The sequence below is a fragment of the Desulfobacula sp. genome (genome assembly GCF_030145145.1).
In the GTDB taxonomy this organism is placed as follows: Bacteria; Desulfobacterota; Desulfobacteria; order Desulfobacterales; family Desulfobacteraceae; genus Desulfobacula.
In genome coordinates this window covers 32,217-58,131 of the sequence record NZ_JAQYWD010000037.1, presented here as the reverse complement: position 1 = coordinate 58,131, position 25,915 = coordinate 32,217, and the positions used below count along the sequence as shown (strand labels likewise).

At 46.1% G+C, this 25,915-nt stretch carries 24 protein-coding genes; 5 read left to right on the top strand and 19 right to left on the bottom strand.

Features of this window, described 5'->3' with window-relative positions; all coding sequences use genetic code 11:
* Nucleotides 1-10: 10 nt before the first annotated feature.
* Genes Q1Q15_RS19455 through hmcA form a run of 7 tightly spaced genes read right to left on the bottom strand, consistent with a single transcriptional unit; the run spans nt 11 to nt 7,132 of the window.
* Nucleotides 11-910, bottom strand: a complete 900-nt coding sequence (locus tag Q1Q15_RS19455; RefSeq protein WP_300463791.1) for a universal stress protein — start codon at nt 908-910, stop codon at nt 11-13.
* A gap of 38 nt (nt 911-948) precedes the next feature.
* Nucleotides 949-2,337 carry a sulfate respiration complex iron-sulfur protein HmcF gene (gene hmcF / locus Q1Q15_RS19450; protein WP_300463788.1) on the bottom strand — a complete coding sequence of 463 codons (1,389 nt, stop codon included), beginning with the start codon at nt 2,335-2,337 and terminating at the stop codon, nt 949-951.
* Nucleotides 2,338-2,376: 39 nt separating this feature from the next.
* Nucleotides 2,377-3,054 (bottom strand): sulfate respiration complex protein HmcE, encoded by a 678-nt coding sequence (gene hmcE, locus Q1Q15_RS19445; RefSeq protein WP_300463786.1) that lies wholly within the window; start codon nt 3,052-3,054, stop codon nt 2,377-2,379.
* 29 nt (nt 3,055-3,083) lie between these two features.
* Nucleotides 3,084-3,215: a sulfate respiration complex protein HmcD gene (hmcD, locus tag Q1Q15_RS19440; RefSeq protein ID WP_300463783.1), complete on the bottom strand. Its 132-nt coding sequence runs from the start codon at nt 3,213-3,215 to the stop codon at nt 3,084-3,086.
* A 19-nt stretch (nt 3,216-3,234) separates the two neighbouring features.
* On the bottom strand, nt 3,235-4,404 hold the full coding sequence (hmcC, locus tag Q1Q15_RS19435) for a sulfate respiration complex protein HmcC (protein WP_300463781.1): 1,170 nt from the start codon (nt 4,402-4,404) through the stop codon (nt 3,235-3,237).
* Complete coding sequence (gene hmcB / locus Q1Q15_RS19430; protein ID WP_300463778.1) at nt 4,405-5,532, bottom strand: sulfate respiration complex iron-sulfur protein HmcB; 1,128 nt, start codon at nt 5,530-5,532, stop codon at nt 4,405-4,407.
* 34 nt (nt 5,533-5,566) lie between these two features.
* A complete protein-coding gene (gene hmcA, locus Q1Q15_RS19425) occupies nt 5,567-7,132 on the bottom strand; it encodes a sulfate respiration complex hexadecaheme cytochrome HmcA (RefSeq protein ID WP_300463775.1) in 1,566 nt (521 codons plus the stop codon).
* Nucleotides 7,133-7,483: 351 nt separating this feature from the next.
* Here hmcA and Q1Q15_RS19420 point away from each other — a divergent pair, with 351 nt between their 5' ends.
* Together Q1Q15_RS19420 and gltA are read left to right on the top strand one after the other, a co-directional pair.
* Entirely contained in the window at nt 7,484-8,317 is an 834-nt protein-coding gene (locus Q1Q15_RS19420) for a sulfide/dihydroorotate dehydrogenase-like FAD/NAD-binding protein (protein ID WP_300463772.1), read from the top strand.
* A 35-nt stretch (nt 8,318-8,352) separates the two neighbouring features.
* Nucleotides 8,353-9,756, top strand: coding sequence for an NADPH-dependent glutamate synthase (gene gltA, locus Q1Q15_RS19415; RefSeq protein ID WP_300463769.1), 1,404 nt, complete (start codon nt 8,353-8,355; stop codon nt 9,754-9,756).
* Between the two features lie 199 nt (nt 9,757-9,955).
* On the opposite strand, the gene Q1Q15_RS19410 is transcribed toward gltA, so the two are convergent.
* From Q1Q15_RS19410 to Q1Q15_RS19395, 4 genes are all read right to left on the bottom strand, one after another.
* Nucleotides 9,956-10,150: a CooT family nickel-binding protein gene (locus tag Q1Q15_RS19410; RefSeq protein WP_300463766.1), complete on the bottom strand. Its 195-nt coding sequence runs from the start codon at nt 10,148-10,150 to the stop codon at nt 9,956-9,958.
* 21 nt (nt 10,151-10,171) lie between these two features.
* A complete protein-coding gene (locus Q1Q15_RS19405) occupies nt 10,172-10,597 on the bottom strand; it encodes a DUF3842 family protein (RefSeq protein ID WP_300463763.1) in 426 nt (141 codons plus the stop codon).
* A 29-nt stretch (nt 10,598-10,626) separates the two neighbouring features.
* A complete protein-coding gene (tmk, locus tag Q1Q15_RS19400; RefSeq protein ID WP_300463761.1) occupies nt 10,627-11,265 on the bottom strand; it encodes a dTMP kinase in 639 nt (212 codons plus the stop codon).
* Nucleotides 11,266-11,450: 185 nt separating this feature from the next.
* Entirely contained in the window at nt 11,451-12,260 is an 810-nt protein-coding gene (locus Q1Q15_RS19395; protein ID WP_300463758.1) for a substrate-binding domain-containing protein, read from the bottom strand.
* Nucleotides 12,261-12,581: 321 nt separating this feature from the next.
* On the opposite strand from Q1Q15_RS19395, the gene Q1Q15_RS19390 reads away from it, so the two are divergent.
* Nucleotides 12,582-13,967, top strand: a complete 1,386-nt coding sequence (locus tag Q1Q15_RS19390; RefSeq protein ID WP_300463755.1) for an FAD-dependent oxidoreductase — start codon at nt 12,582-12,584, stop codon at nt 13,965-13,967.
* Nucleotides 13,968-14,023: 56 nt separating this feature from the next.
* On the opposite strand, the gene queD is transcribed toward Q1Q15_RS19390, so the two are convergent.
* Nucleotides 14,024-14,413, bottom strand: coding sequence for a 6-carboxytetrahydropterin synthase QueD (gene queD, locus Q1Q15_RS19385; protein WP_300463753.1), 390 nt, complete (start codon nt 14,411-14,413; stop codon nt 14,024-14,026).
* A 21-nt stretch (nt 14,414-14,434) separates the two neighbouring features.
* Nucleotides 14,435-15,535, bottom strand: a complete 1,101-nt coding sequence (gene dnaJ, locus Q1Q15_RS19380; protein WP_300463750.1) for a molecular chaperone DnaJ — start codon at nt 15,533-15,535, stop codon at nt 14,435-14,437.
* A gap of 103 nt (nt 15,536-15,638) precedes the next feature.
* Here dnaJ and ubiE point away from each other — a divergent pair, with 103 nt between their 5' ends.
* Nucleotides 15,639-16,340, top strand: a complete 702-nt coding sequence (ubiE, locus tag Q1Q15_RS19375; RefSeq protein ID WP_300463747.1) for a bifunctional demethylmenaquinone methyltransferase/2-methoxy-6-polyprenyl-1,4-benzoquinol methylase UbiE — start codon at nt 15,639-15,641, stop codon at nt 16,338-16,340.
* 33 nt (nt 16,341-16,373) lie between these two features.
* Here the strand turns inward: ubiE and Q1Q15_RS19370 are convergent, their stop codons facing one another.
* The 3 genes from Q1Q15_RS19370 to Q1Q15_RS19360 form a co-directional block, all read right to left on the bottom strand.
* Nucleotides 16,374-16,487 carry an FAD-binding protein gene (locus tag Q1Q15_RS19370; protein WP_300463744.1) on the bottom strand — a complete coding sequence of 38 codons (114 nt, stop codon included), beginning with the start codon at nt 16,485-16,487 and terminating at the stop codon, nt 16,374-16,376.
* A complete protein-coding gene (locus Q1Q15_RS19365) occupies nt 16,484-17,101 on the bottom strand; it encodes a TIGR04211 family SH3 domain-containing protein (protein WP_300463742.1) in 618 nt (205 codons plus the stop codon). The genes Q1Q15_RS19370 and Q1Q15_RS19365 overlap by 4 nt, the downstream gene beginning before the upstream one ends.
* 83 nt (nt 17,102-17,184) lie before the next feature.
* Complete coding sequence (locus Q1Q15_RS19360; protein ID WP_300463739.1) at nt 17,185-17,631, bottom strand: DUF255 domain-containing protein; 447 nt, start codon at nt 17,629-17,631, stop codon at nt 17,185-17,187.
* A 475-nt stretch (nt 17,632-18,106) separates the two neighbouring features.
* Between Q1Q15_RS19360 and Q1Q15_RS19355 the strand changes: the two genes are divergently transcribed.
* Nucleotides 18,107-19,540, top strand: coding sequence for an RtcB family protein (locus Q1Q15_RS19355; protein WP_300463737.1), 1,434 nt, complete (start codon nt 18,107-18,109; stop codon nt 19,538-19,540).
* Between the two features lie 114 nt (nt 19,541-19,654).
* On the opposite strand, the gene Q1Q15_RS19350 is transcribed toward Q1Q15_RS19355, so the two are convergent.
* The 3 genes from Q1Q15_RS19350 to Q1Q15_RS19340 all read right to left on the bottom strand — a co-directional run bounded on the left by Q1Q15_RS19350 (nt 19,655) and on the right by Q1Q15_RS19340 (nt 25,700).
* Nucleotides 19,655-19,918, bottom strand: coding sequence for a hypothetical protein (locus tag Q1Q15_RS19350; RefSeq protein WP_300463735.1), 264 nt, complete (start codon nt 19,916-19,918; stop codon nt 19,655-19,657).
* Nucleotides 19,919-20,054: 136 nt separating this feature from the next.
* On the bottom strand, nt 20,055-23,402 hold the full coding sequence (locus Q1Q15_RS19345) for a FecR domain-containing protein (protein WP_300463733.1): 3,348 nt from the start codon (nt 23,400-23,402) through the stop codon (nt 20,055-20,057).
* A gap of 15 nt (nt 23,403-23,417) precedes the next feature.
* Nucleotides 23,418-25,700 carry an adenylate/guanylate cyclase domain-containing protein gene (locus tag Q1Q15_RS19340; protein ID WP_300463731.1) on the bottom strand — a complete coding sequence of 761 codons (2,283 nt, stop codon included), beginning with the start codon at nt 25,698-25,700 and terminating at the stop codon, nt 23,418-23,420.
* Nucleotides 25,701-25,915: the final 215 nt, after the last annotated feature.

Here is a 25,915-nt window from a genome sequence, read left to right as displayed (position 1 = left end):
CCCCTGATACTTATTTGTTTATGCTTATGACAGGACAACCCGCTCTGACAATAACCTGTTCGACATTTCCGCCCATGCGTATATCCTGAGACGGCAATTTTCGTGAATGATGCGCCATAATGAGCAGGTCTGCATGTTTGTCCCTGGCATATTTTACAATCTCCACATAGGGAATGCCTTCCCAGACATCCATGGAGTAATGGCTCAACTCTTTTAACCGGGCCCCATACAATGCCCGAATCTTGCGTGTGGCTTCTCTTATCTGCTGCTCAATTTCATCCTGACTCAGCATTCTACCACCGTGGAGAGGGGAAATATCCAGGGCATGAAACACATGCATCTCACAATCAAGGGCTTTGGCCACCTTCATTGCAAAATCAAACGCTTTTTCTGACGTTTTTGAGAAATCCGTACCAAAGACAATATTTGACAGCCCCCCCCAAAACGAGGCCGCCGGTCTGTTCACCACCAGGACAGGACAATGGGACGCTTTGGCAACCTTCTGAAGGGTGGTGCCTGCTGAACTTTTTTTATAAACCGTCTCATCCTCATCCCCGGTGCTGCCACCAATGACGATCAAATCCGGTGTCAGCTTTTTTGCCTGCCTTAATATCTCTCTGGCCGGCAGCCCAACGGCAACATCTATGGTGTAATGAAGACGCTCATCCAGGTATTTGGCATAATACGTTTTAATGTCTTCATTGACCCAGGCCAAATAGTCTTCATCAACATCTACGCGTTCTTTGGTCTTCACGTCCACGACGACTTGGCTGTACCCCCTTGAGGGAACCCCCAGAACATGAAAAATGTTCAAGGCAGACTGGTAACTCCTGGCAATGTTAAAGGCCACTCTTGCGGCATGATCACTTGCCGCAGTGGCAGATGTTGCAAATAAAATTTTTTTAAACATATCAAACCCCTCTCATTTGATTAAATGATCAAAAGGCCCTATTCTTCTGGTTTTAAATGATCCGGAATATCCAACATTTTAATGATAACCGGTTTTAAAAAGGACCACCGGATACCGATGTCATATTCTTCTTCAAGGTCCCGTATGGCATCCCAGCAATTATGACAGGGGGCTAACACTAACTTTGCCCCGGTTGCAAGGATCTGGTCCCGTTTTTTAATCAAAGCAATGTTTCTCTGTTTTCTGTACAAGCCAATCCCATTGAACCCCCCGCCGCCGCCGCAGCAGTAATTGTGCTCTTTGTTGGGGGACATTTCCACAAAATACCCGGGTTCAACAATATGCTTCATAATATCCCGGGTGGCTTGCTTAAGGCCTTGATTCCTGATGTAATTGCAGGAATCCTGAAGCGTCACAAGCTCTTTGATCCGTTTAGAAGGATCAATTTTAAGTTTTCCTGTATTAAGGGCTTCAGCCAGCCATTCAACATAATGAATGGACTCCACCGGCGGCAACCCATCCTTGCGGCCTGCCCAATAGGGGCCCTCAATAACGGTTGCCCTGTGGGCATGACCGCATTCGGTTCCGATCATGCGTTTGGGCTTTAGTCTTTCCATGGCAGCATACACGGACTCCACCTGTATTTTACAGGCAGCCCAGTCTCCTGCAAACATGGCAAGACTTGTCTCCTCCCATCCTTTAGAAGGAACTGTCCAGTTTTCACCTGCCATATGAAACAACACGGCCGCTTCTGCTAGGTCTTCGGGGTAGTGCTTTACTTCCCTTGCATTGACCGTGTACATGATATCCGCACCTTCCTTATCCACGGGTACGGTGAGCCCGGGATAGTCCTCTTCATACTCTTCCACCATCCATTCAAAGGTGTCCACAAAGTCTGCATCGGTGACATCCATCTGGGCATTGTAAACCCGGTGCATACCCGCACCGATTTTCAGCTCCCAGGGCACAAACCCCTGCTGGTACAACAACCCGCGAAGATATCCGAACATAATACCGGTATCAATCCCATGGGGACAATACATGCCGCACCGGTTGCAACAGGTGCATTGTGACCAGGCAACCTCCATGGCATGCCGCATGAATGCATTATCCACTTTTCCCTTTTTTTGTATGATTTTGCCCAGAGTGGACTGAATCTTATAGGCGGGCACCTGCTTTGGATCCCGGCCATTTACCTGGTATAAAAAACAGGATTCTGCGCACATTCCGCAATGGGCACAGATTTCAAGCCAGGTTCGTATGCGGGATTTACAGGTATTCTGTATCGTTTTCCATAAAAGGTCACTATCAACCGTAAGTTCCTTCATTTCCTTGTAATAGGTATTCCCACTGGTATCAGACAGCAGCTGCGTAATACCTTCTGCGGTATCAACAGGTTTCTTATTGCAAAATTTTCCTTCCGGCATGGATCTATATCTCCTTATCGCTTAGGCAAATGGGGTGTCTTACCAAGCCATTTTTGTCCCTTTCATTCCCCCCCTTTTAATTCCAAAATCCATTCCAAGCTGGGCACGGGATGCAAAAAACAAGAACACATGGGACAGCTTGGTAAAGGGTATGGCAATCAAAAGGAGCTCCCCGCAAAAAATATGCATGTTCAGCCAGAATGAATAATTTCCAATTTCATATCGGGCCAGAAGACCTGTAGCAAAGGGAGCAATGGATATCAGTAAAATAAAATAATCCTGCAGCGTGGTCATTATCCTGACTTCAGGCAGGACCAGACGTCTTAATACAAGAAAAAATGCACTGATCACTGCAGCCCAGGCTAAACCGTCGGCAACGGTTGCGTTTAAGGAAATAAACGAAATCCCCAGTTTTTCCTTGAGGAACAGGGTGTGTCCCAGCAGAAAAAATGGCAGCAGTACCGCACCGATATGGAATCCAAAGAAGGCCACCGCAATAAACGGCTGGGTTCGCCAGCCATAGGTTCCAAAAGGGATCAACCATTTGTAAATGGACCGGACAGCCCCTTTAACCCCTGCCGCGGGATGTGAGGTATACGCCACTCGGTCCAACTGCCAGCTCAGGCCTCTGAAATACATGATAAATCGTGCAAGCATTCCAATCAAACAGACCCCCAGAGCAATCCAGAAGAATACGCCTGTTAACAGATCATGCATTGTTTAATCCTCCATATAATATATAGATTTTAATCATCTTCTCTGTCCGTTAAAAATTTCCAGAAAAGCGGCATAAAAACCAGGATGCCCCCCATGATGATATATGTCAGGCCTTTGGTACACGTCATAAAATCCTGAAGTGTAAAAATAGTGTTTTCCAAGATATCCTCCTTTAAACGTCTAATGGGCCCTGTAATCCGGGTGCTCATGCAGAATGGGCATCCGGGTTGCAATAAACCGGTAAATCACAATTCCCAAGGTGACAATAAAAACGGATGTGGCAATCTCCATAAAACTGGGACAATATCGCTGGGCCGAAGGCAGGTGCCAGTTAAAGGCAACAACGGAAATATTGAGCCGGTTCAGTACGATTCCCAGAACCGTCCACAGGGATGCCACCCGGATCAGGGTAAGGTTCTTTTCCCTTGAACCCACCGCGTACAGAATCCCAGGAAAAAGGACAAACCCAATGAGTTCTAAAAGATACCAGAGCCCCCAGCCAGTGGTGAGATAATGCCAGTTGTTGTCTATGGAGAGGCCGATTATTTTAATACCGACATACCCCATCATTATAAATGATGCGGCCTTACCAAACCCCAGGACAACCCCGGTATTTTCCCTTAAATGGGTTTCATCCATTTTATCTTTAAGGTGTCGATGGGCCAGACTGCCTTCAAAAATAACCATGGACATGCCGGCAAACATACTGGAAATGAAAAAGTATACCGGCAGATAGGATGAATACCACAGGGGATGAAGTTTTGATGGTACAATCAGGAACAGCGCCCCCAGAGACGACTGATGGAGCGTTGACAGGACCACACCGAAAATCGTCAACAGCAAGGTTAGCTTGACCACCACGTTGCGTAACTTTTTAAACCCCAGCCATTCCATGGCAGCCGGACTGTATTCAATGAACAATACCGTCAGATAGAGAAACACACAAAGTCCCACCTCATACAAGAGGGACGATGTTCCCGGAGAATAAAATACCGGATACGGTAGTCTCCAGGGGCGGCCCACATCATAGTGAAGGGCCAGAACCACCAGTGCATACCCTAAAAAAGCCGTAAGAATAGCCGGTCGAACAGCGGAATGAAATCGTTTCAGGCCAAAAATATAGCAGGTCGCTGATGTGACATAACCGCCGGCTGCCAGGGCAACACCACACAGCAGGTCAAACCCGATCCATATCCCCCAGGGATTATTGTTATCAAGGTTGGTGACCGTACCCAGGCCCATGGTGAACCTGAGAATGGTTAAAACAACGCCTCCGGCAAGGATGATGCCTGTTACCACATTAAATGTCGTTAATTTTTTATTTTCAGGAATCCTGTTATCTGAATCCATTTATTCCTCCTGTTTGCCATTTTCTTGAGAATCTTCAAGCTCGCCAGTGGATGTTGAATCCTTTTCTTCGTGAATTTCAATCTGCTTTTCAGCCTCTTTTTCTTTGGCGGCTTCTTCAAGCGCTTTTTTGACTTCAAAATTAATGGCCGCTGTTTTTTCTTTGACCATTTTCTCCCGAAGCGCCTCTATCTTCTGATTCATCTCTTCAGTTGCCTGAACGCTTGCTGTGTGCAATGCCTGATCTTGTTCTTCTTTGGCAATCTTATCTTTTCTCTTGGAAATGGCATATACGCCGGTGAGTAAAACCGGCCAGAGCCCGACAATGATGGGAACCGTTGAAAGCGCACCAGAGGTGAGTTCCGGTGCAGATGCGGTTCCCAGATCTTCTCTCATGCCGATGCTTTCAAATGGCTGTCCGGACAGATAAAGCCAGCTGGTCCCCCCCATTTCATGTTCACCGTACACATGATCCACATAGTGGTCAGGGTGCTTCTGTATCCTGGATTTCGCAATTTTTAAAAGCATGTCCCTTTCTCCAAAAATCAAAGCTTCCCTGGGACAGGCTTCCACACACCCCGGAAGCTTTCCTTCTGCTAAACGGGGGGCACACATGGTACATTTGGTCACCCGGGGAGTGAGAACTTTATCATACTCATAGGCAGGCACCTCAAAGGAACATGCCACCATGCAGTACCGGCATCCCACACACAAATCAGCATCATATACAACCGGTCCGGCAGGTGTTTTCTTGAACGCTTTAACAAAACAGGCCGAGGCACATGCCGGTTCAAGGCAATGATTGCACTGTTTTTTTACAAAAACGCTTCCCTGGGGTCCAAACTGATTGACAACCGTATATTCATCCGCCTGGGTGCGCCTTTTTTGTTGGAGAACCGTTAGATCGTCAAACGGTTTTTCAGGTTGCGGCAAATCATTTACCTTGTTACAGGCCTGTTCGCATTTTCTGCACCCGATACACAAGGTGATGTCATGCAGAACGCCAGAACTTCCCGGATATCCCTTAAACTCTTTGTTTGCGGCACCATAAGCTTTTGTCAGAACACCAGAGGTCGTGGCGCCGATGGCCGCCCCAAGGGAGCCCAAAAACTTTCTACGAGAAATAGCCATAATTATACCCTTTTATTTATATCCTTTGAAATTTTCATTTCTTTTCTTCATGACATTTTGCGCAGTCTGTGGCTGCCACCGATTTAACATCCATTTTCTGGTGACAGGTAATGCACTGGCCATGATATGCGCCCTTTAATCCCGGTCTGCCATCCGGGGCCGGGCCGGTTTTACTGTGGCAGGAGGCGCACTTGGGAGGCTCAAGTGTCTTGGGACTATTGTGATGACAGCCCATGCACAGTCCGGCTTGGTCCGTGTGAAAGGCCTTTGCCATATCACTTTTCTCAACCCGCTGGGCAATGGCCTGAAACACTTTTCCATGGGGGAACTGACTGGGTTTATACTCATTTGCCAACCCATCAATGACGACGGTTTCAGGAATTTTCTTTTCCTGAACAGGCGTGTATTGAGATAAAAGGTCTGTTAATGCCTTTTTTACAACCTGGGCGGGTTCCCCTGATGCCAGTTGTGATGGCTGAACGCTGTGGCAGGTTTTACAGGATTCTGAATTGTTTGCGGCGGTGGGCATCAACGTATGACAACCGGCACAATCAGCACTCTTTTTAATATCTTTGTGACAGCCCATACAGCTCCTCGTGCTGTCCTGGTTGTGCATGGCCTGACCAAGACTGATAAATCCGCCCTGGACGTCTCCCCCTTCTGCCCCGTGACACGTATTACAGCTTTTCAATGTCTCATGATGACATACCTTACAGCTCTGGGCAGTTGTTTCATGGGATTTATGATCAAAGGCAACCGCATTCATATAAGTGTTCTGGATCTTGCTGCCGGTCTTCCATCCGGTAATGGCAACCACATCCGGCTGATTTCGTTTGAGCCGGGGGATATCGGTCACCTTTTTTATCTGTTGCTGTTTTTCTTTGTCGTGGCAGCCCTCACAGCTGACAGGTCCCGCAGCAATATTTTTCGTTTTAAAGGTCTGATGGCATGTCACACACGCGTCATGGGATGCTTCCCGAATGGACCTTATGTCGTCCTGTTTCACGGATTTATGACAGTAAAAACAAGAGGATTCCTCGCCTTTGACGTAAAAGGTCTCTTTGGTTTTTTCATTATACTGATGATGGCAGCGGCTGCAATTATCTTGATCGGATGGGTCCATGGCCTTAATCGGTTCCGCGCTCGCATGGATAAAATGCAGTGATTTGTCAAAATTGATTTTTTCCCAGGAAGATTCCTTAGGTTCTCCGGCAACATGACAAGATCGGCATTCATCCGTAACCGGACCGGCCATTTCATTGGCGGCTTTTTTTTCTATATGACAGGCAATACACTGGTCATGATACAACTCCATGGATGCTGGTTCACTGGTCCGTTTGAATTTAAAGATAACAACCGTATCTTTTTCACTGTGACAGGCAGTGCATTTGTCCTCCAGTGCCTGGGTGTGACGGTCATGCAGAAAGCCAACACCCGGCATTTCATTTTTGCTTAATTCAGCCCCAAGCTCAATTGTGATTCGATCCGGACTTTGATCATTATCGCTTTTTTCAGTACTGGTTTGCCCTAGGAAGGGCAGCATAACGGATAAGACAATCATCACAAAAATCATCAACTGAAATGATTTAACTTTTGACATGGTTCAATCCCCCGATTGATTTTTAAAACCTAACTCCAACATACCCAACCAAATTGATAGGATTAATCCCTACTATTTCTATATGATTAAGTCAATTAAAAAATGATAGCGGTCTGTATATTTCTGAAAAATCTTATTATTTCATTAGATTACCAATACACCAGATTCAAATTTCATCCGTTTATTTCAACCATTCATTGGCCGTAAAAAGGTCATTCCCCTGAGTTTAATTGTCTTGCCACTTGATTTTATGGGATTTTAGTATTATTAACTTTTTTATTTAAAACCATATACTGAAGCAAATTTTTCAGCTGAATGTTGATTAGTATATTTAGAAATTAGGAGGAAAGAATGGCAAAAATTGTAAATCGTGAAGAAATGGCTCAGGGAACCATTATTCTTAACGAAATCGAAGCGCCCCGAATCTCACGAAAAGCCAAGCCCGGTCAGTTTGTGATACTTCAGGCTGATGAAACAGGAGAGCGTATCCCTTTGACCATGGCAGATACCAACCCAGACAAAGGTACGATTACGATTATATATATGGTGGTTGGAAAATCCACTGCCCGATTTAAAGAGTTAAAGGTGGGGGATGACTATTTCGCCCTGATTGGTCCTCTGGGGAAGCCCACCCATATTGAAAACTTCGGCAAAGTTGTCTGTGTCGGCGGTGGAACCGGAATTGCTGTTCTTCATCCCATCACCCGGGCACTTAAAGAAGCCGGTAATGAAGTGACCACCATATTGGGTTCCAGAACCCATGATCTGTTGATTATGGAAGAGAAAATGAAAGCCGCATCCACGGTCCTGCATGTCTGCACAGATGACGGATCATACGGACACCATGGATTTGTGACCAACGTCTTAAAAGATGTCCTTGAACAACAAGACATTGACCTGGTTGTTGCCATCGGCCCCATTCCCATGATGAAATTCTGCAGCCTCATCACCAAGGAAAAAAATGTCAAAACCTTTGTCAGTCTCAACCCCATTATGGTGGATGGGACAGGCATGTGTGGTTGCTGCCGCGTATCTGTCGGCAATGAGACCAAATTTGCCTGCGTGGACGGTCCAGAGTTTGATGGTCACAAGGTAGACTTTGATGAACTGGCCAAACGCCTGGCTTCTTACCTTGACGAGGAGAAGGTAAGCCTCGACGGCTATGAAAAATGCAAACTACAATAAACCATACGACCACTGTTGGTTATAGGGAGGAATAAATGGCAGATAAAAAAGTAAAGGTGCCCCGGGCCAAAATGCCCGAACAGGACCCGGATGTAAGAAGAAGAAATTTTGAAGAGGTCCCCCTGGGACTCACCCCGGAAATGGCCATGACTGAGGCCTCAAGATGTCTTCAGTGTAAACATCCGGCTTGCGTTGAAGGATGCCCGGTTTCAGTTAAAATACCCCAATTCATTAAACTCATTGCTGAAAATGATTTTTCAGGAGCAGCAAAAAAGTTATGGGAAACCAATGCACTGCCAGCTGTTTGTGGACGGGTCTGCCCCCAGGAAGAACAGTGTGAAGGAAAATGTATTTTAGGCAAAAAAGGCTCCCCTGTTGCCATTGGATATCTTGAAAGGTTTGCCGCCGACCATGAACGAAAAAATGGTTCCGGTGAAGCCCCTGTTGTTGAGGAGAAAACAGGAAAAAAAGTAGCGATCATTGGTTCAGGCCCTTCAGGCCTGACGGTTGCCGGTGACCTTTTACTCAAAGGGCATGACGTCACTATCTTTGAAGCCTTTCATAAACCCGGGGGGGTATTGGTCTATGGTATTCCTGAATTCAGGCTTCCCAAAGAAATTGTCGCTTCAGAAGTGGCTGCCCTTAAAAAGATGGGGGCTGACATTGAATGTAATGTCGTGGTCGGCGCCTCTGTCACCATTGATGAATTGTTTGAAGAAGGATATGATGCGGCATATATTGGCGTCGGTGCCGGTTTGCCTCGATTCATGAACCTTCCGGGTGAAAACCTCATCGGCATCTATTCAGCCAATGAATACCTTACCCGTACCAACCTGATGAAAGGCTATCTCTTTCCGGAATATGACACCCCCATTGCCCGGGGTAAAAATGTGGTTGTCTTAGGCGCCGGTAATGTGGCCATGGACTCGGCAAGGACAGCCATGCGTCTGGGAGCTGAATCGGTAAAAGTGGTTTACAGAAGATCCCGGGAAGAGATGCCGGCAAGGGAAGAAGAACTTCACCATGCAGAACAGGAAAAAATTGAATTTGTGCTTCTGACCAATCCCACTCAATTTTTTGGGAATGAAAAGGGTCGTCTGACTGGAATGGAATGCCTTAAAATGGAATTGGGCGAACCCGATGCCTCGGGAAGAAGACGGCCCATACCCATTGATGGTTCAGAATTCAAACTAGACTGCGATCTGGTCGTTGTCGCTGTGGGGTCCAATGCCAATCCACTGCTGACAAAGTCGACGCCTGATATTGTTCTGAACAGATGGGGAAATATTGTGGGTGATCCCGTAACCGGGAAAACATCCAAGAAAGGCGTGTGGGCAGGGGGAGATATTGTAACCGGAGCCGCCACCGTCATCCTGGCCATGGGTGCCGGAAGAGGGGCAGCCGACTCAATACACGATTACCTGACCTTAGGGTGGTAATCCATAAGATATAGCAAATCGACAGACTAACCATTGGAAACTGTTTCAATGGTTAGTCTTTTTCCATATCCATTTCTCATATGCTCGGGGTCAGGCTTTCTTTATGGCACTGTTTACCTGGCGGGTCATGAAACAGGGATAAAAAGCACCACAAAAAAAGCCTGCCCCCTTCCATTAAAGCTGAAGATTGAAAGCTGAATTATGGTTTGATATAAATTTTATGGTCCACCAGTGATAATGAATGGACATGGCCTTTAATAAATTTTTGCTCACCAAAAATAGACACCAGACGGATACCGTCTTCATCCGGTTCCACCTTGTCAACTGCTTCCATCAGCAGTGTTTCACCGGGCTCGCCATCCTTTTCAAGTAAATATGCATTTGCTTCACACATAACCCCATCACTCCTCGTATATTACAAAAAATATAAATGTTTATCCAATAGTTCATCCACCAGTTGGGGCAGGGGCAGACCGCTTACACCAACAATTTCCAGGTTTTCCTGGGTCAAGGGCAGAAGGAATTTTTTTGCATCGGCCGTGCATATGGCTTCTGCCATCAAAGGCGTCACCTCCCCCATCATTGCCTGGGGCATGATAATCCCCACAGGCCCGATAATGATATCTGCTTTTTTTACGGTTTGAACAATGGCATTACTGCCGGAAGCCCCCTTGTTTGCCCGTGCTTTCAGCATCTGGGCTGTGGCAATGGCATTGGTTCCCAGGGCAATGACTTCTATGCGTTCTTCGAATCGCTCTCTAAGTTTTTTAATCACAGCAGACCCGATGCCCCCCCCCTGGCCATCTATAACACATACTTTTTTCCTGGTGATCATTACCATATCTGATATTGCCTTTAGCTAATTATATTTCACCCAATCTCCAGGGCCTTTTTGACCTCATGAAAAATCGCCTGTTCAACTCGTTCCATAGTGTTATTTCCATCAATGATAACAATTTTTTCCAGACTGCTCAATGCATCAAAGGCTTTAAAATAGTTGGTTCGGACCTTTTTTAAGATCTCTCTTTTTTCATACATTTCAAAATGATTGCGGCTGTTTTTGATTCTTTCAAAACAGGTATCCGGATCAACATCAATAAAAAGGGTCACATCCGGCCTCAAGATCTCAGCGTTGAGGGAATTTAAATGAATTACCCATTCCATATCAATGTACTGGGCATGATAGGCATAGGATGAAAAATAGTATCTGTCACATAATACGATTTCACCCTGATCGACTTTATGACGAAGGCCATTTTCTCTGTTTACAAGATGATCTGTCCGGTCCGCAGCAAAAAGAGAGGCAATGGTCCGTTGATCGGTTGTAACCTTTCCTGAAAGCATCTGCCGGATGAGGGATCCCACAGGTCCGTCAGTGGGTTCAAATGTCAAATAAGGGGAATAATCCCAGGCCGCCAGCCGATTTGATATTTTTTTTATCTGTGTGCTTTTCCCGGACCCGTCAATACCTTCAAACACGATAAATCTACCGTTTGTTTTATGCCCCAATGTTTAATCCTATGCGTTTCTTTCATATTCATCCATTAATTCAACGCAGCTTTTATAACAACATACAAGGCGCTTGACAAGTGTCAACCTTAAAAAGCCAGATCTGTCATCCCCCTTTTATGAATGAAAGGAGGATGACATTTAATCGCTATTTGGACGATGACTGACTGGATATTTTCCATTAATCAGTTGATGGGCAGCATCCCTTTTTCCAGGATTATGGACTTTCCCTTTTCAGAGGTAATAAAGTCGGCAAACGCTTTAATGGATCCCTTGGGTTCTCCTTTTGAAACCAGGTAAAATATCTGGTAATAAGGATAATTTGCATCTCCTGGTTTTTTGCCGTCTATGGTCAAGGCCTTTATATTCAGATGGGAAATCTGGGCTCCCCGGGAGATGAAAGAGATGGCCCCTACGGGCAGGCCCTCAATTGCTTCCAGAACACGGGTAGATTTATAGGTTAAATAATCATATTTAATTTCTTTGTGTTTCATGACCTGCCGCATAAAATTTTTATAGGCACCCGTGTCATTGCCCGGGACGACAAGAATCATCGGAAGATCAGCCCCGCCCACTTCTCGCCAATTGGTAATGCCGCCGGAAAATATTTGCCGGAGTTGCTCTGTACTTAAATTATCCACGGTACAGGCGTTATGGGTTATGATGGCCAGCGGATCCTTGCAAAAAGGAATCTCCAATAATCCATGATCCTTGTGGCGTTGGTATATCGCCCTCGTACTGCTGGCGATATCGGTCATGTCCTGCATCACGCGATATACACATGAATTTGATGATGACACAAACAATTCAATGGGAATGCCGGTTTCCTCTGTAAACGCTTTCAACCGTGCCCCCTCAAACGCCTCATAGACCTGTGCTGAACAGCTGTATTGCAGTCCCTGGCCTGCCGCCGTTGCCATAGCTGGCGGCACAACGGCCCACAACACCCACAAACTGATGACGACCACCCCTGCCATACCAATCGCTTTTTTCATGATGTTTATCCTTCCCTTTAAGATGGTTAACGCATATTACCTGACAACAAATTATTTTTTTGCTGTATCGGCTATTGATCACTGTTTCAAATGTAATTCAATATGCATGCCAGGTGTAACCATCGAAGCAAAACAGTCTAACCCGCTGGGATTATAAGATAAAAAATTATAAAGGCACTAACAAAACCGCGCTGATAGGGACCTTTAATTTAACAACCTGTAAAAATTTTTGACAGGTTGAAGGTTACATTTTAATAAAACTTGCTATCCATATCAAGTCGGTTTATTAAAGGAAGGGTATAATCTTTATGAAGGTGGCATATGGTGTATGACGTTATTATTGTAGGGGGTGGGCCTGCCGGACTTTTTGCCGCCTATCACTTGAAAGAACACTCAAATTTAACCGTCCTGTTAATTGAAAAAGGCAAAAGTCCTTTAAAAAGAAAGTGCCCCAATCATCATCTTCAAAAATGCAGCCACTGTGATCCCTGCAATATTCTGTCTGGTATCGGTGGGGCCGGCCTTTATTCGGATGGTAAGCTCAATTTTATCCCTCGGCTCGGAAAAACGGATTTAACCCAGTTTATGCCGTTGAATTCTGCCCAGAACCTGATTGATGAAACAGAACAAATTTTCACCCGCTTCAAAATGGATGGTCCTGTGTTTCCCACCAACATGGAAGACGCAAAACAAATCCGAAAAGATGCAAAACGGTTTGGAATTGACCTTTTGCTGATCAAACAGAAACATTTAGGCTCTGATAACCTGCCAGGCTATATTGCCGGGATGGCGAACTATATCCAATCCAAAGGACTGGACATCAAAACCCGGGAAAATGTAATGGATATCCTTGAAAAAAACGGCCGCGTTCAGGGCGTTATAACAGACAAGGGAGAATATGCAGCCGCCAATGTTATTCTTGCCCCCGGAAGAATCGGTGCAAACTGGATGGCCTCAATTGCAAAAAAACACGGCATCAGTCTATTCCAGAGAGGGATTGAGGTCGGCATCCGGGTTGAAGTCCACAATGACATCATGGACGATCTTTGCAATGTGATTTATGATCCCACTTTTTTTATTCAAACCCCCACTTATGATGACCAGACCCGGACTTTCTGCACCAACCAGGGCGGGTTTATTTCCCTGGAAAACTACAATGATTTTGTGTGTGTGAACGGTCACGCCTATTCAGATAAAAAATCAAACAACACAAATTTTGCCTTTCTGTCAAAGGTCGTTCTCACTGAGCCGGTTACCGATAACCAGGCCTATGGGGAATCCATTGGAAAACTGGCCACCATTATCGGTGGTGGAAAGCCTATTTTACAACGGTTTGGAGATTTAAAGCGGGGACGTCGTTCAACCTGGAACAGGATCAGGAAAGGATATATAGAACCGACCATGACCAATGTGGTGTGTGGTGATATTGCCATGGCCCTTCCCGAACGGATTCTGACAAACTTGATTGAAGGCCTTAATTCTTTAAATCATGTTTTACCGGGCGTCTCCAACGATGAGACCCTTTTGTATGCACCTGAAATCAAATTTTTTGCCACACAGGTGGAAACAAACAACAATCTTGAGACAGCTATTCAGGGAATGTATGTGGCAGGTGACGGACCTGGCGTGGCAGGCAACATTGTATCTGCTGCAGCAACCGGGCTCATCCCGGCCAAACGGATTCTTGAAATGGATTGTAACGGGTAATCAGCAGGGGACGTCAAACCATACACGGTTGTTTCTCACCCTGCGCTTCTCAACGCTCACTCAGGTTCTGTAAAGTACGTGGCACATGCATTGTCCGATTCCCAGGCCATGACTTTTGATACCCGCACAGTTTTGTCTAAGCGCTGATCCAAAAGAACCTGAACTCTTTGAGCGATGTATACGGCAATCCGTTCGGATGTCGGCTGCATGCCCTCAAATATGTCAAGTTCATTTAAAAATTTATGATCCAGCTCCCCTTCAACAACCTGGCGAACCGCTTTTTTTATATCCCCGAAATCGGCCAGCACGCCTGCTGAATTCAATTTTTCCCCTGTAACGCAAACTTCTACATGCCAGTTATGTCCATGCAGGCTTTCACATTTTTGTCCCACCATGGTCAATTGATGGGCCCCTGCAAAACGCGTTTTCACCTTAAGTTCAAACATATACTCCGTTCTTTAAGTGCCTTAAAAGTTCTTAAAAAGATTTTTCAGTTTGTTGGATATTTTATTGGAATCAAGTTTGTCAAATTGTTTTAACAATGCAATTTGTTTTTGATTCAGCTTAGTCGGTGTTTTAATAATGACCTTAATGATCTGGTCACCCCTCTGGCCGGTTCTTAATGAGGCAATTCCCTCACCTTTCAACCGGAAAACATCCCCATACTGGGTGCCTTTCGGAATTTTAAATTTTTCTTCCCCCACCAGGGTGGGAATGCTGATCTCATCTCCAAGGGCCGCCTGAATAAATGAAATGTCAATGGCACAAATAATATCGGTGTTATCCCGTTGAAAAAATTTATGGGGTTTGACATTGATCACCACATACAGATCGCCGGAAGTTCCTTCAGGCGAAGGCGGTGCCTCGCCCTCACCGGACAGTCGAAGTTTTGATCCGACATCCACCCCTGCCGGAATCTTCACCTGAACCTTCCGGGTGATCTCAACCCTACCGGCCCCCCGGCATTTTCCACAGGGATTCGAAATAATGGTTCCTTTGCCCTTACAATACGGACAGGTGGTTTTTACCTTAAAAAAACCCTGGCTCTGAATAAACTGTCCTGATCCATGACACTGGGAGCAGGTCTCCGGGCTTGTCCCTTGCTCACATCCTGAGCCATGGCACGCCTTACAGGTTTCCAGTTTTGGAATGGAAATGGTTTTTTCAGTACCAAAGGCCGCCTCCATAAAATCTATGGTCATGTTGTACCTGAGGTCAGACCCTCTCTGAACCCTGCTTCCCCGGCCGCCTCCCGAACCAAAGCCAAAGAAATCTTCAAAAATATCACCAAAGCTCGAAAAAATATCCTCAAACCCGTTCGGACCGGAGTGACCGGCACCCTCAAGTCCCCTGTGTCCGAATTGATCATAAATCTGGCGCTTGCTGTCATCACTTAAAACTTCATAAGCCTCAGACGCTTCTTTAAATTTATCTTCGGACACACTATCATCCGGATTCTTATCCGGATGATATTGTATGGCAAGCTTACGGTATGCTTTCTTCAATTCCTGCTTTGAAACATCCTTGGCAACACCAAGTATTTCATAATAATCACGTTTTTCTGTCATATGGGTCCCAACCGTTCTGTTGTAATCTTCTCTTTATTGTGATATTTTTTTTTACCTGCCCTGGCAAGCAGATAAAATAAATCAGAAATCCAGGTTGTCAACAATGAATAACGAACTTGATTTTGTCAAAGACATGTTTGACCGTATTGCACCGAAATACGATTTTTTGAACCGCCTTTTGAGCCTGCGGCAGGATACGGTCTGGCGAACCCAGATGGTAAAGGCCGCGACCCTTCAAAACGGCAGCCGGGTTCTGGATGTGGCCTGTGGAACCTGTGATGTGGCGTTGGAAATCAGTTCTCAGTTAAACGAACAGGCCCATATTTTTGGGCTTGATTTCTCTTTTGGTATGCTGAAACTTGGAAAACATAAACTCCTACACAAGCGCCGGAAAAATATTGCCCTTTTAACGGCAGATGCATTGCATCTGCCGTTCCAACAGCACTTATTTGATGCTGTCTTTATTGCTTTCGGCATCCGGAATATCATGAATCGGCAACGGGCCCTTACTGCATTCCTGACGGTTTTAAAGGGGGGAGGTCGTCTGGCTGTCCTTGAATTGACCACACCGGAAAAAGGGATTTTCCGTTCTTTATATCTTCTCTATTTTCAAAAGATTCTGCCGATAATCGGTTCCTTTTTTTCAAAAGACCTTAAGGCCTACACGTATTTACCCGACTCTGTGCTAAACTTTCCCTCGCCTGTTGACTTTTCGAAACTCATGCAGCAGGCTGGATTTGAGAACGTCCGGTTCAAACAAATGACCTTTGGAATTGTGACCCTGTTTGTCGGTACCAAGCCATAATATCGGCCCCCCTGGGCCAGAGCGGTATTGGTTTTATGAATTTTTTTTGGTAATGACGGTGACCTTGCCAAATTCAGCCACTTTCAAAGCATAACTTAAGCCGGCAATGCCACTGCCGATCACTAAAAAATCTGTTTTTTTAATCATAACAGCCGGCTTCTTTTCTTTTTGCGCGTACTCAAACCAAAAAACAAGCCCACAATAAAAACACCCGGCCCAATGAGAAACCAAAGTTTAGGCTCATTGTTCAATTCATCCTCCAGGGTCTTGATATGATCTTTCTGGGTGTCATACTGCTGCATCATTTCTTTATACTTTGCATCAAGCTTTAAAAAATCAGCAGATGCCTGTTTCAGTTTTTGATATTTTTCTTCTATCTGGATCAATGCAGTATTTTTGATTGTCAGTTGTTTGTTTCTCGCTTGGATGGTTTCTAACTTTGACATCAGGGTCTGATTATCGTTCTTCAGCGTTTCAACCAGAAGGGCATCCGGTACTTTCTGGGTTAAGAACCGTGATAACACCCAGCCGGTTTTTCCTTCGTCAGTGCTGACCTGGGACCAGTCCTTCTGGTATTGAATAATGGCAAGTTTGGTACCGGATTTCAGCATGGCAATCACTTTGTGGTTCACACCAGGGCCGGTCCGCATGGTAATTTTTGTAATCCCGGTCACATAGATATCTTCAGCAAATGACGTGCCGATAAAAAACAACACCATCCATAACGACAGGATCAGCCCGTATTGATATTTTTTTTTCATCCAAACACCATTTCCTTTTTTATTTTGATATTTTTGAATTTCATCCCCATATCACTGCGTCCTGTCAACATCAATATGATTGATTATCTGGTTTTATAATACTGCATCGGATCCATTGTTTTGAAGCTGTCACTTTGTATATATTCCAGAAAAAACAGGAGGGTCATGGGATCAACAAATCCAGGCAACCGATAGGCCTCTTCCTTTTTTTCATCCAAAAACCGGTTATCCGGATATCCGGTCACCTTATACGCTTCAGCAATGAATTTTTCCTTATCGCCATCCACTTTGATAGAAACAAAATTCTCATTTAAAAACCTTACGACCGCGCTGTCTTTAAACGATACACGTTCCATTTGGCCGCAATAGCCGCACCAGTCTGTTCTGAAATGTAAAAATATTTTTTTATCTTGTTTCTGTGCCAACCGGATACCCTCATTGAATTGTTTCCAGTCTATGACCGCACCAATCCCCTGGCAAGGCAGCATTATCAAAACCGCCATGAACATAAAGACAATGATTCTGCGCATCCATCTTCCTTTTTATGGTAATTAAAAAAATGATTATATATGAATAGAGATCAGATGAAAAGCCCAATATTTTCCTGAAACAGGGGAGTCCCAAGTGCTTTTTTACATATCAACAGTGCATGGCAGACAGCCATAGACGAAAAAAACAGCCGGCAACCGAAGGCACATCCAAGGCCCCGGAATCACTTGACACAACCGCCTTTCCTATCTTATAGTTTATGTCAAATTTTACAATTGGCCTGCTTTTACAGACGACAACCGTACCGAATCTTTAAGAAACATTCAGGTGATGGCCGGGTTGATTAAAATTGATCTGTAATTATAAGTGCGGGTGGAATACAAAAAAAAGGGTTCAATACGAATGGGTTGATCACACCGCAGATTAATGCCCGGATCATATTTGATAGTTGACCGCCCACCCTGCAGGACAATCTTTGAGGATTGACTGCAGGCACCCCTGAAAAAAGAGGCTGCCATGTCCTTAAAAAAAATAGACGATTTTCGATGGCTATTGCCCCGAACCGGTTCCATGCGCGTACCGGGAATCATCTATACCAGCGAATCCGGACTGGGGGACATTAACAAGGATGCGGCCTTTAAACAGGTTTGCAATGTGGCATGTCTGCCCGGGATTATAAAAGCCTCCATGGCCATGCCGGATTTTCACGGGGGCTATGGGTTCCCCATTGGCGGTGTTGCGGCATTTGACTGGGAAACCGGTATCGTTTCACCCGGCGGCGTTGGATATGACATCAATTGTGGGGTGCGCCTGGCCCGTACGTTTCTTGAAGAAAAAGAGGTTCGACCACATCTCAGGCGACTGATCTCCGCCCTGTTCCGGGAAATTCCCTCGGGTATCGGATCCACAGGATCATTAAACCTTTCCTATTCGGACGAGAAAAAGGTGCTGAAAAAAGGCAGCCTGTGGGCGGTGCAGCAGGGATTCGGTCAGGCCTCAGACATTGAACACACCGAGGAGGGCGGGTGCATGCCCGGGGCAGACCCAAAAGACTTGAGCAAGCGGGCCCTGGAACGGGGGAAAAAGCAATTGGGCACCCTGGGGTCTGGAAACCATTTCCTGGAAGTGGGGGTGGTGGAAAAAATTTTTGAACCCAAAGCAGCAAAGGCATACGGTTTGTTCCAGGGCCAGGTCACGGTGATGCTCCATACCGGCTCAAGGGGATTGGGTTACCAGGTCTGCGACGACCATCTGGCAATGATGACCCAACAGGTGAACAAACGGGGACTGACCCTGCCGGACCGGCAGCTTGCCTGGGCCAGGATTCAATCAGGTCCGGGCCAACACTACCTGAGCGCCATGGCCTGTGCGGCCAATTATGCCTGGGCCAACCGTCAGATCCTCATGCACAGGGCCAGTCTTGTCTTTATGGACGTGCTGGGCATCAGCCCCGGAAACTTAGGCATGAGCCTGGTCTATGACCTGTGCCATAACATTGCCAAAAAAGAATCCCATACCATTGACGGAAAAACCCAGACCGTTTGCGTTCACCGCAAGGGCGCCACCCGATCCTTTGGTCCGGGACACCCGTCCCTTTGCCCAGAATACCGGAAAGTGGGACAACCCATCCTGATACCGGGTGACATGGGCACTGCCTCCTATGTGCTGGCAGGGACCCAAAGGGCCATGGACGAAACCTTTGGGTCCACCTGTCACGGTGCCGGACGGGTCATGAGCCGCATGGCTGCCAGAAAGGCCAGCCAAGGCCGCTCCATTCAACAAGAACTGGAAGACCGGGGGATTCTGGTAAAATGGACCGGCAGGTCCACACTGGCCGAGGAAATGCCGGACGCGTACAAGGACATTTCCCAGGTGGTGGATATTGTCCATGGCGCCGGCCTGTCCAAAATTGTGGCACGCCTTCGGCCCCTGGCCGTGGTCAAGGGCTGATCTTCTAAAGCCCCCCTGTTATCCACCATAATGGCCAATCTCAAGGAGATGCTTCAATATAAAATTTTGCCTGCCCTGATCCCCAGGTCAAGGCTTATAATAATAAACAGAGTTCTATGCTATACATTTTTGATACCACCTTCCATTAAAATAAAAACTGATACAAAACGGACTTGAGTGAGAATAAAAAGTTATAAAGTTCTCTATTTTCTTTACATTCCCCAAAGAAGGAAGTTTCTCAAGAAGCGCTTCTTTTTCAATCTCTTTGATTTCTGAACCAATTCGAACTATCCCATCAAACTCGAATATACCTTTAAATTCCCCATCCCTTACTCCCATGACAATAGCTACATATTCTTCCTGCAGGTCTTCTTCCATGTCTACCCCCTCTTGATATAAAAATTTACCTGTTGTTTAAACGGGTTTGCCTGTTTTTCTATTTTAATTGTTCACCTTGACATTGATACCATATCAATCACCCCCCCTTCTTTTTATAAATCATTCTAAAAAATTCTTAAAATGACACTGTTATTTTAGCTACAATAAGGCGATCCGGACTATATTTTTGATTTGAAGGGTCTGTGTCTTCAAAGTTAAATGTTTTGTCCAACAAATTTTTTACCTCTAGGGTAATAAGACCGGATCGTTTGGGAAGACGATAACTGATTCCGGCATCCACTATCCAGAATTGATCATCTCCCGGCACAATGGTGTTAAAAAAATCAAGAAACTGACCGTCCTGATAAACATAGGTTGTTTTCAACCAAAAGCTGAAACCCGCGGGGTGAAAAAAACTTATCCCCAAGGGCAATCGATGGCTCTTGATCTCTGTAAAATAAGCATCACCAGAAAACTCGAGTTTCCTTTCAAGTTTCTCGTAAAGATATTCAGCACTTAAGGCCAGCCATTTTTTCGGTGTCCAGTAAAGATACGTACGCAGCAGTTTTTCTTTCCAGTCTACTTTTCGAACTTCCGGGGTAACGGCAAAAGGTGCATAATAGTTAAACGGCACTGTCATATCCCGCCGGGACAGTTCCGCACCCCCATAGAGATCTCTATAGAATTTTTGATCGGCAGCCATACCGTAACGCCAGGCTTCAGTACCCTCCCCATCATTGAAAAACTGATTAAAACCTGCCACCTGAGTGGGTTCAAGCGTCTGACTGGATATCAATGTTCTTTGCAAGGTCCTGAATCCTGCTGCACGAAAGGTAGTTGCCGGAGAAGGGTTCCATATGATCCCGAATTTCGGATTAAACTGATCGTTATCCACAATCGCACCTTCAAGCAAATCCCCACTGCCGCCGATGATCCAGGTGAAACGGTCCGGATAATTGAGATATGAGTAGGTATAAAAATTTGTATGATAGATATCGGTTTCCGTAATCTCAGGGGGGGTTATGGTTTTTCGATCGGCACTGAAATAACCAACACCATTGATAATATTGAATCGTTCTGATCGAAACAAATGCTGAATCTCCCCCATGAAACCATCCTCCTCTTCTGAAATATCAACCCAAAATTCCGGGATCACCATTTCCTCTTCTTTGTTCTGGTATATTAAAGAGGTGATAAAATGAGATTGGGGGGTAAACGCATGATGATAGCCCAGCCGTATCGACTCTGTCTGTTCGTTTCTCCTTTGAGTTGCTAAATAAAAATCAGGATCAAAGCGCAGGGACAGGTCCCCATTTTCCTGGTCTGTATATCGATATTCCGCCTGGACGCTTGTTTTGGGAGATAGGCTGACCTGGGCAAATGCGTTATAGATATTTTGATCCTGATCATTGTTTTCCCGAAATCCCCTGGTTTCATAATGGAATTGTCCCAGGCTGAACGACAGCTTGTCCCACACCCCGGAAGGCACGATTTCCTCTGCCCACGTGCTGTTCCCGCCCACAACACTGCTGGCGTTCAGGGTCATGCGATTGCGATTAAACATCTGGCTGAACTCGTTAAAGGAGGGATTTGCTGAACCAGATTCTTCCATGACAAACAAACTGCCCTCAGCCAGATCCGGCTTGACCGGCAGGATGTTAACGGGCTGCAACAGCTGAGATTGCAGCAATTCACTGGCCCTGGCAATGTCATGCCGGGGCACAATAGAATAAGAATCTGCCAGAAATCGATGGGCAGAATAATTGGCCGGGTCTGTATGAAGGGATTTGTATCCCTCAACAAGTGCCAGGTGCTGGAAGTTAAGATCGCTGTATATTCGACTGAGACTGGCACTGCGGGCGGCCAGATCCTCATCAAGCAACAGACGGGAGCGGTATACCGCACGATTATCGTTTAATTCAATGGAGGTCTGAAGGTCATGCAATGCTTCAACCGGGCGGTTCACTGTTTGTTTAAAAATAGCATCATAATACCAGGGTGTGGGGTCATCCGGGTCCAATGCTTTGGCGGTGGCGAACTGATCGCTGACCAGGGCATCCCGTTTTTCTTCAAAATAGGCCTTGCCCAGATAACTGCGAATCAGGGCGTTACCGGGATCCAGGCTGGCGGCCACTTCAATCTCACCCCGGCCTTTCTTTACATCTCCCTCCCGGATAATGGCCAGGCCAAGCCCTAACCTGGGCAGCGGCGCTGCCGGGTCAAGTTCAATGGCCTTGTTAAACGCCTGTTTTGCCTTTTCAGTGTTTATCCGGGATATATACGCAAACCCCAGAATCGTTTGGGTCCGTTCCAGAAAGGGGTTCAGGGCCACCGCCTTTTGCGCGGATGCAACAGCCTTATCCAGATCTCCCACAGACAAAAACAGTTCAGCCAGTCTTGCCCAGGCCAAGGCATTTTCAGAATCCAGGGCCACAGCGATTTGAAGGCTGCTCAAGGCACCCTGGAGGTCAAAACCGGCCTGCTGGGCATAGGACAAGGCAATTCTTGCCGTTGCAGATTCAGCATCCAATTCAACCGCTTTTTGTGCCAGATCACGGGCCTGGCGTTTTTGATGCCGGGTTAAAGCGATAATGGATGTCAATGAAAAAATGTGACTGTTTCCAGGATCAAGGTTCGCAGCCTTTTCGATATCCAGCTCTGCTTCATCAAACCGTCCAACGGAAAGCAGTAATCCAGCCCGATAGATAAAAAAATGAGGATCACGGATCCCCTCGGGTGCTGATTCCAGGCTTAAAAATGCCCTGGTCAGATCACCTTTCCAGTAAAACGCCAGGGAGTGTCGAACCATTGCCTGCCAATGGCCTGCTGAACCGCCGGGGAAATCAATGGCACGATATGCCAGTATGGGAGGATAATACAATGCCCATTGGACCGCATCCCTCGGCTGTGCAACCATCCTAAGGGCTGGTGCTGTCCCTGACCGGGCTATGGCGGATTGTCCCTTTGACAGGGAGAGACGTCCTGCATCATTGACGGTGGCGACATGACCTTCAAATATTGAAATAAAGGTATGGTCCGTTTCGACCCGCACATAAAATTCAGTGCCTTCCACAAACCCGTTAACAAACGGTGTAGTCACTTTCAATCCCCGGCGTATCCGGCTGAAGAAGTGCACCGCCCCCCTGATGAGATCAATCAGGGGAAGGTCTTTTTTTTTCAACCCGCTGATCATGATTGTGGTCCTCTCATCAAGACGGAGGATTGATTCGTTGAAAAGTACGATGGCAGCCCGGCTTCGTTCCTGGGTTCGAATCATGTCACCCGGACAAAAGATATCGTTCAATCGAACCGGCAACCAGACCTTTTGATCTGCCCTCCTGGCTTCAACCGTCCCCTGAACAGAGACAACTTTGGTCACCCAGTCCTCACAGATTTCTGACGCACCAGCACTTGAAATTAAAACAACCGCTGCCATATTCACCAATATTACCCACATCAATAAACAAACCCGGAGTTGTTTCATTTTACCCTCCTTGCTTTATTTTTTATCCATGCGGACAATGCCATCCCACATATCACCAGGGGGGGAGGCGATATAAGCGTTAACACGCTTTATATAAAAGAGTGACGGTCCGTCCTGTTTATGGGCCCTGATCGTCTGATAGAAAAAATCCATGGCTTTTTCCCAGGATTGCTCCCTGTAGGCCTTCAGGGCCTTGGAAAAAAGCCTGCAAAAGTTTTGTTGCTGCTCACTGGCGTCATCTCCGCGGCATACGAGTTCATAGACTGTAACCGGCTTTGATTTTCCCGACAAAAGAAATTGCCCCAGATCCCTTGTAAGGAACCCCTTTAATTGATCCATGACATCTCCTGTCACCAATATCTCGGTGTCCAGATATTTATTAAGCCCTTCCATCCTTGATGCTGTGTTCACAATGTCACCTGTGGGTCGATACTCATAATGGCCCATGGCGCCAACATTCCCCAGTGTCATATCGCCATAATGCAACCCCATACGGGTGGGAAGTCGTATTTTTTCAATGGATTGGTTGAATCGATTTACCGCATGAGTGATCTCCAGGGCTGCCAGGCAGGCGTTGCTCCTGAGACCGACATCAGGATGTGCTTTTCCCCATAGTGCCAGCATGGAATCACCAACAATGTTTATGACAATTCCCCCATTTTGTTTTACCGGTTCAAAAAGGGCCTTATAATATTGATGCATGACCTGCCGGAGATCCTCCGGGGCCATGGTTTCAGACAAACCGGTATATTGTCCGGCATCGGTACACAAGCAGGTCCCATAAACGATCTGATTGATGGTCTCTTTCCTGGCGATGTTTTTCACCATTAGATCAACCACCTTATCGGGCAGATAATATCCAAATGCCTTTCTAATGTTTTGACGATCCTTATTTGTATCCGCAACCTTCCATAAAACAGCACTGTAAAAAGCAATGGCGGGTTGCAGGAACACGGGCACCATCAATGGATACCAGATACCATTGGATCTAAACTGATACAGGGCATACCCCAGGTAAACAATGCCTCCCCCCATCATCCCCAATGCGGAAAAAGGGGTGGCAAAAAAACAGCAAACAATCCCCAGCAGCACCCCCCAGAATACAATAAAAACACTTTGCACAGCAAAATGGAGGGGGACCACCGGCATATCTTCCAACAGGTTAGCAAACGCCGTGGCCGTTATTTCAACCCCACTGATATCCATGCCGCTGGATTGGGAAAAAGACGTGTGAAACCCATCTTTATGCACGGGCATCAAGCATTCCGAATACCCCACAAACACGGCTTTACCGTTAAAATCAATTTTCTTTTGACGGGGTGACGATTGGGTTTGATCCTGCAGTACCCGGCAATAGGAAACCGTGGGAATGGTTCCGGGGGGACCATAAAAATTCAAATAGCGACTGTCAGGGCCTTGATACATTTTTATGAGGGATTTGAGAACTTGATTTTTTTCAATGATATTCGATGCCGGTTTTGCGGTCTGGGCTGCTGCCAGCATTTGGGGTGCAATGGATGGGTCCGCCTTGAAAATATCCCTCAGCGACTGAATGAGGATTTCCATCTTTTTATCCGTAATGATCTGATTTTTATCATAAGGCAGTTCCCGGGCTTTGACGGGAACAACGGTTTCTAAAAGTTGGATAAATTCACGATACACATCCAATGCAAAAATTTGAAACCCCACAACCGGCAATGTCGGCATCTCTCCGGCACTGGTCTTGAACGTCCAGTACTGGCTTACCCTTATGGGGACTTTGGGTAAGGGAAATGGTGCCAGGGCAACCGCGGATCGGGCAAGCAGGTCAATCGGTGGTACCCGTTTCTCTATATTCAGATGTCCTTTTGAGGCGCCCTTTTCGTCCGTCAGGGAAATGATCTCTTTTTTAAGGTATTCGCACAAAACAACATTTCGAGCGTTTTGAATGGCGTTGGCAAACAATTGATCCGTTTTGTTTGAAAGCGGCTCACTGAAATTGATATCAAACACAATCACTGCTGCACCCTCTTTGCTCAAATATTCGGTTAGGCCGGTATGTAAAGAACGCGGCCACTTATGGAGTTGAAACGGCAAGTGGAGGGTTTTGACAGACAAATTGTCCATGGCAACGATCAGAACGTCAGGGGGGGCTTTTCTTACCCCCCTGAGCTTGAACAACAGGTCTAAACCAATATTTTCCTCAAGGCCAATCCCCACGGGCAAGATGCTGAATATCAATCCCAAAACACCTGTCAGCAGGCCTGTAATCGTTGCCTTGGGAAAAAGAGACATGGCAAAATCCTCACGAAAGATCATTGAAATAATAAACTGCTTTTTTTCCGAAAGCTCAGGGTTAATGGGGACCAGCGAATCGTCAGGGATGACTGTTTTTTTCCAGCGTCACGTCAATTTGGGGGAGAGATAAGAAATTCATTTCCTTGAGCCAATCTATATGGGATCGGGTTTGTGTGTCAACAACAAAATGAGAAGTTTATCAGGTTGGCATCAGGCCCGGGGTTTGGTATGATTTC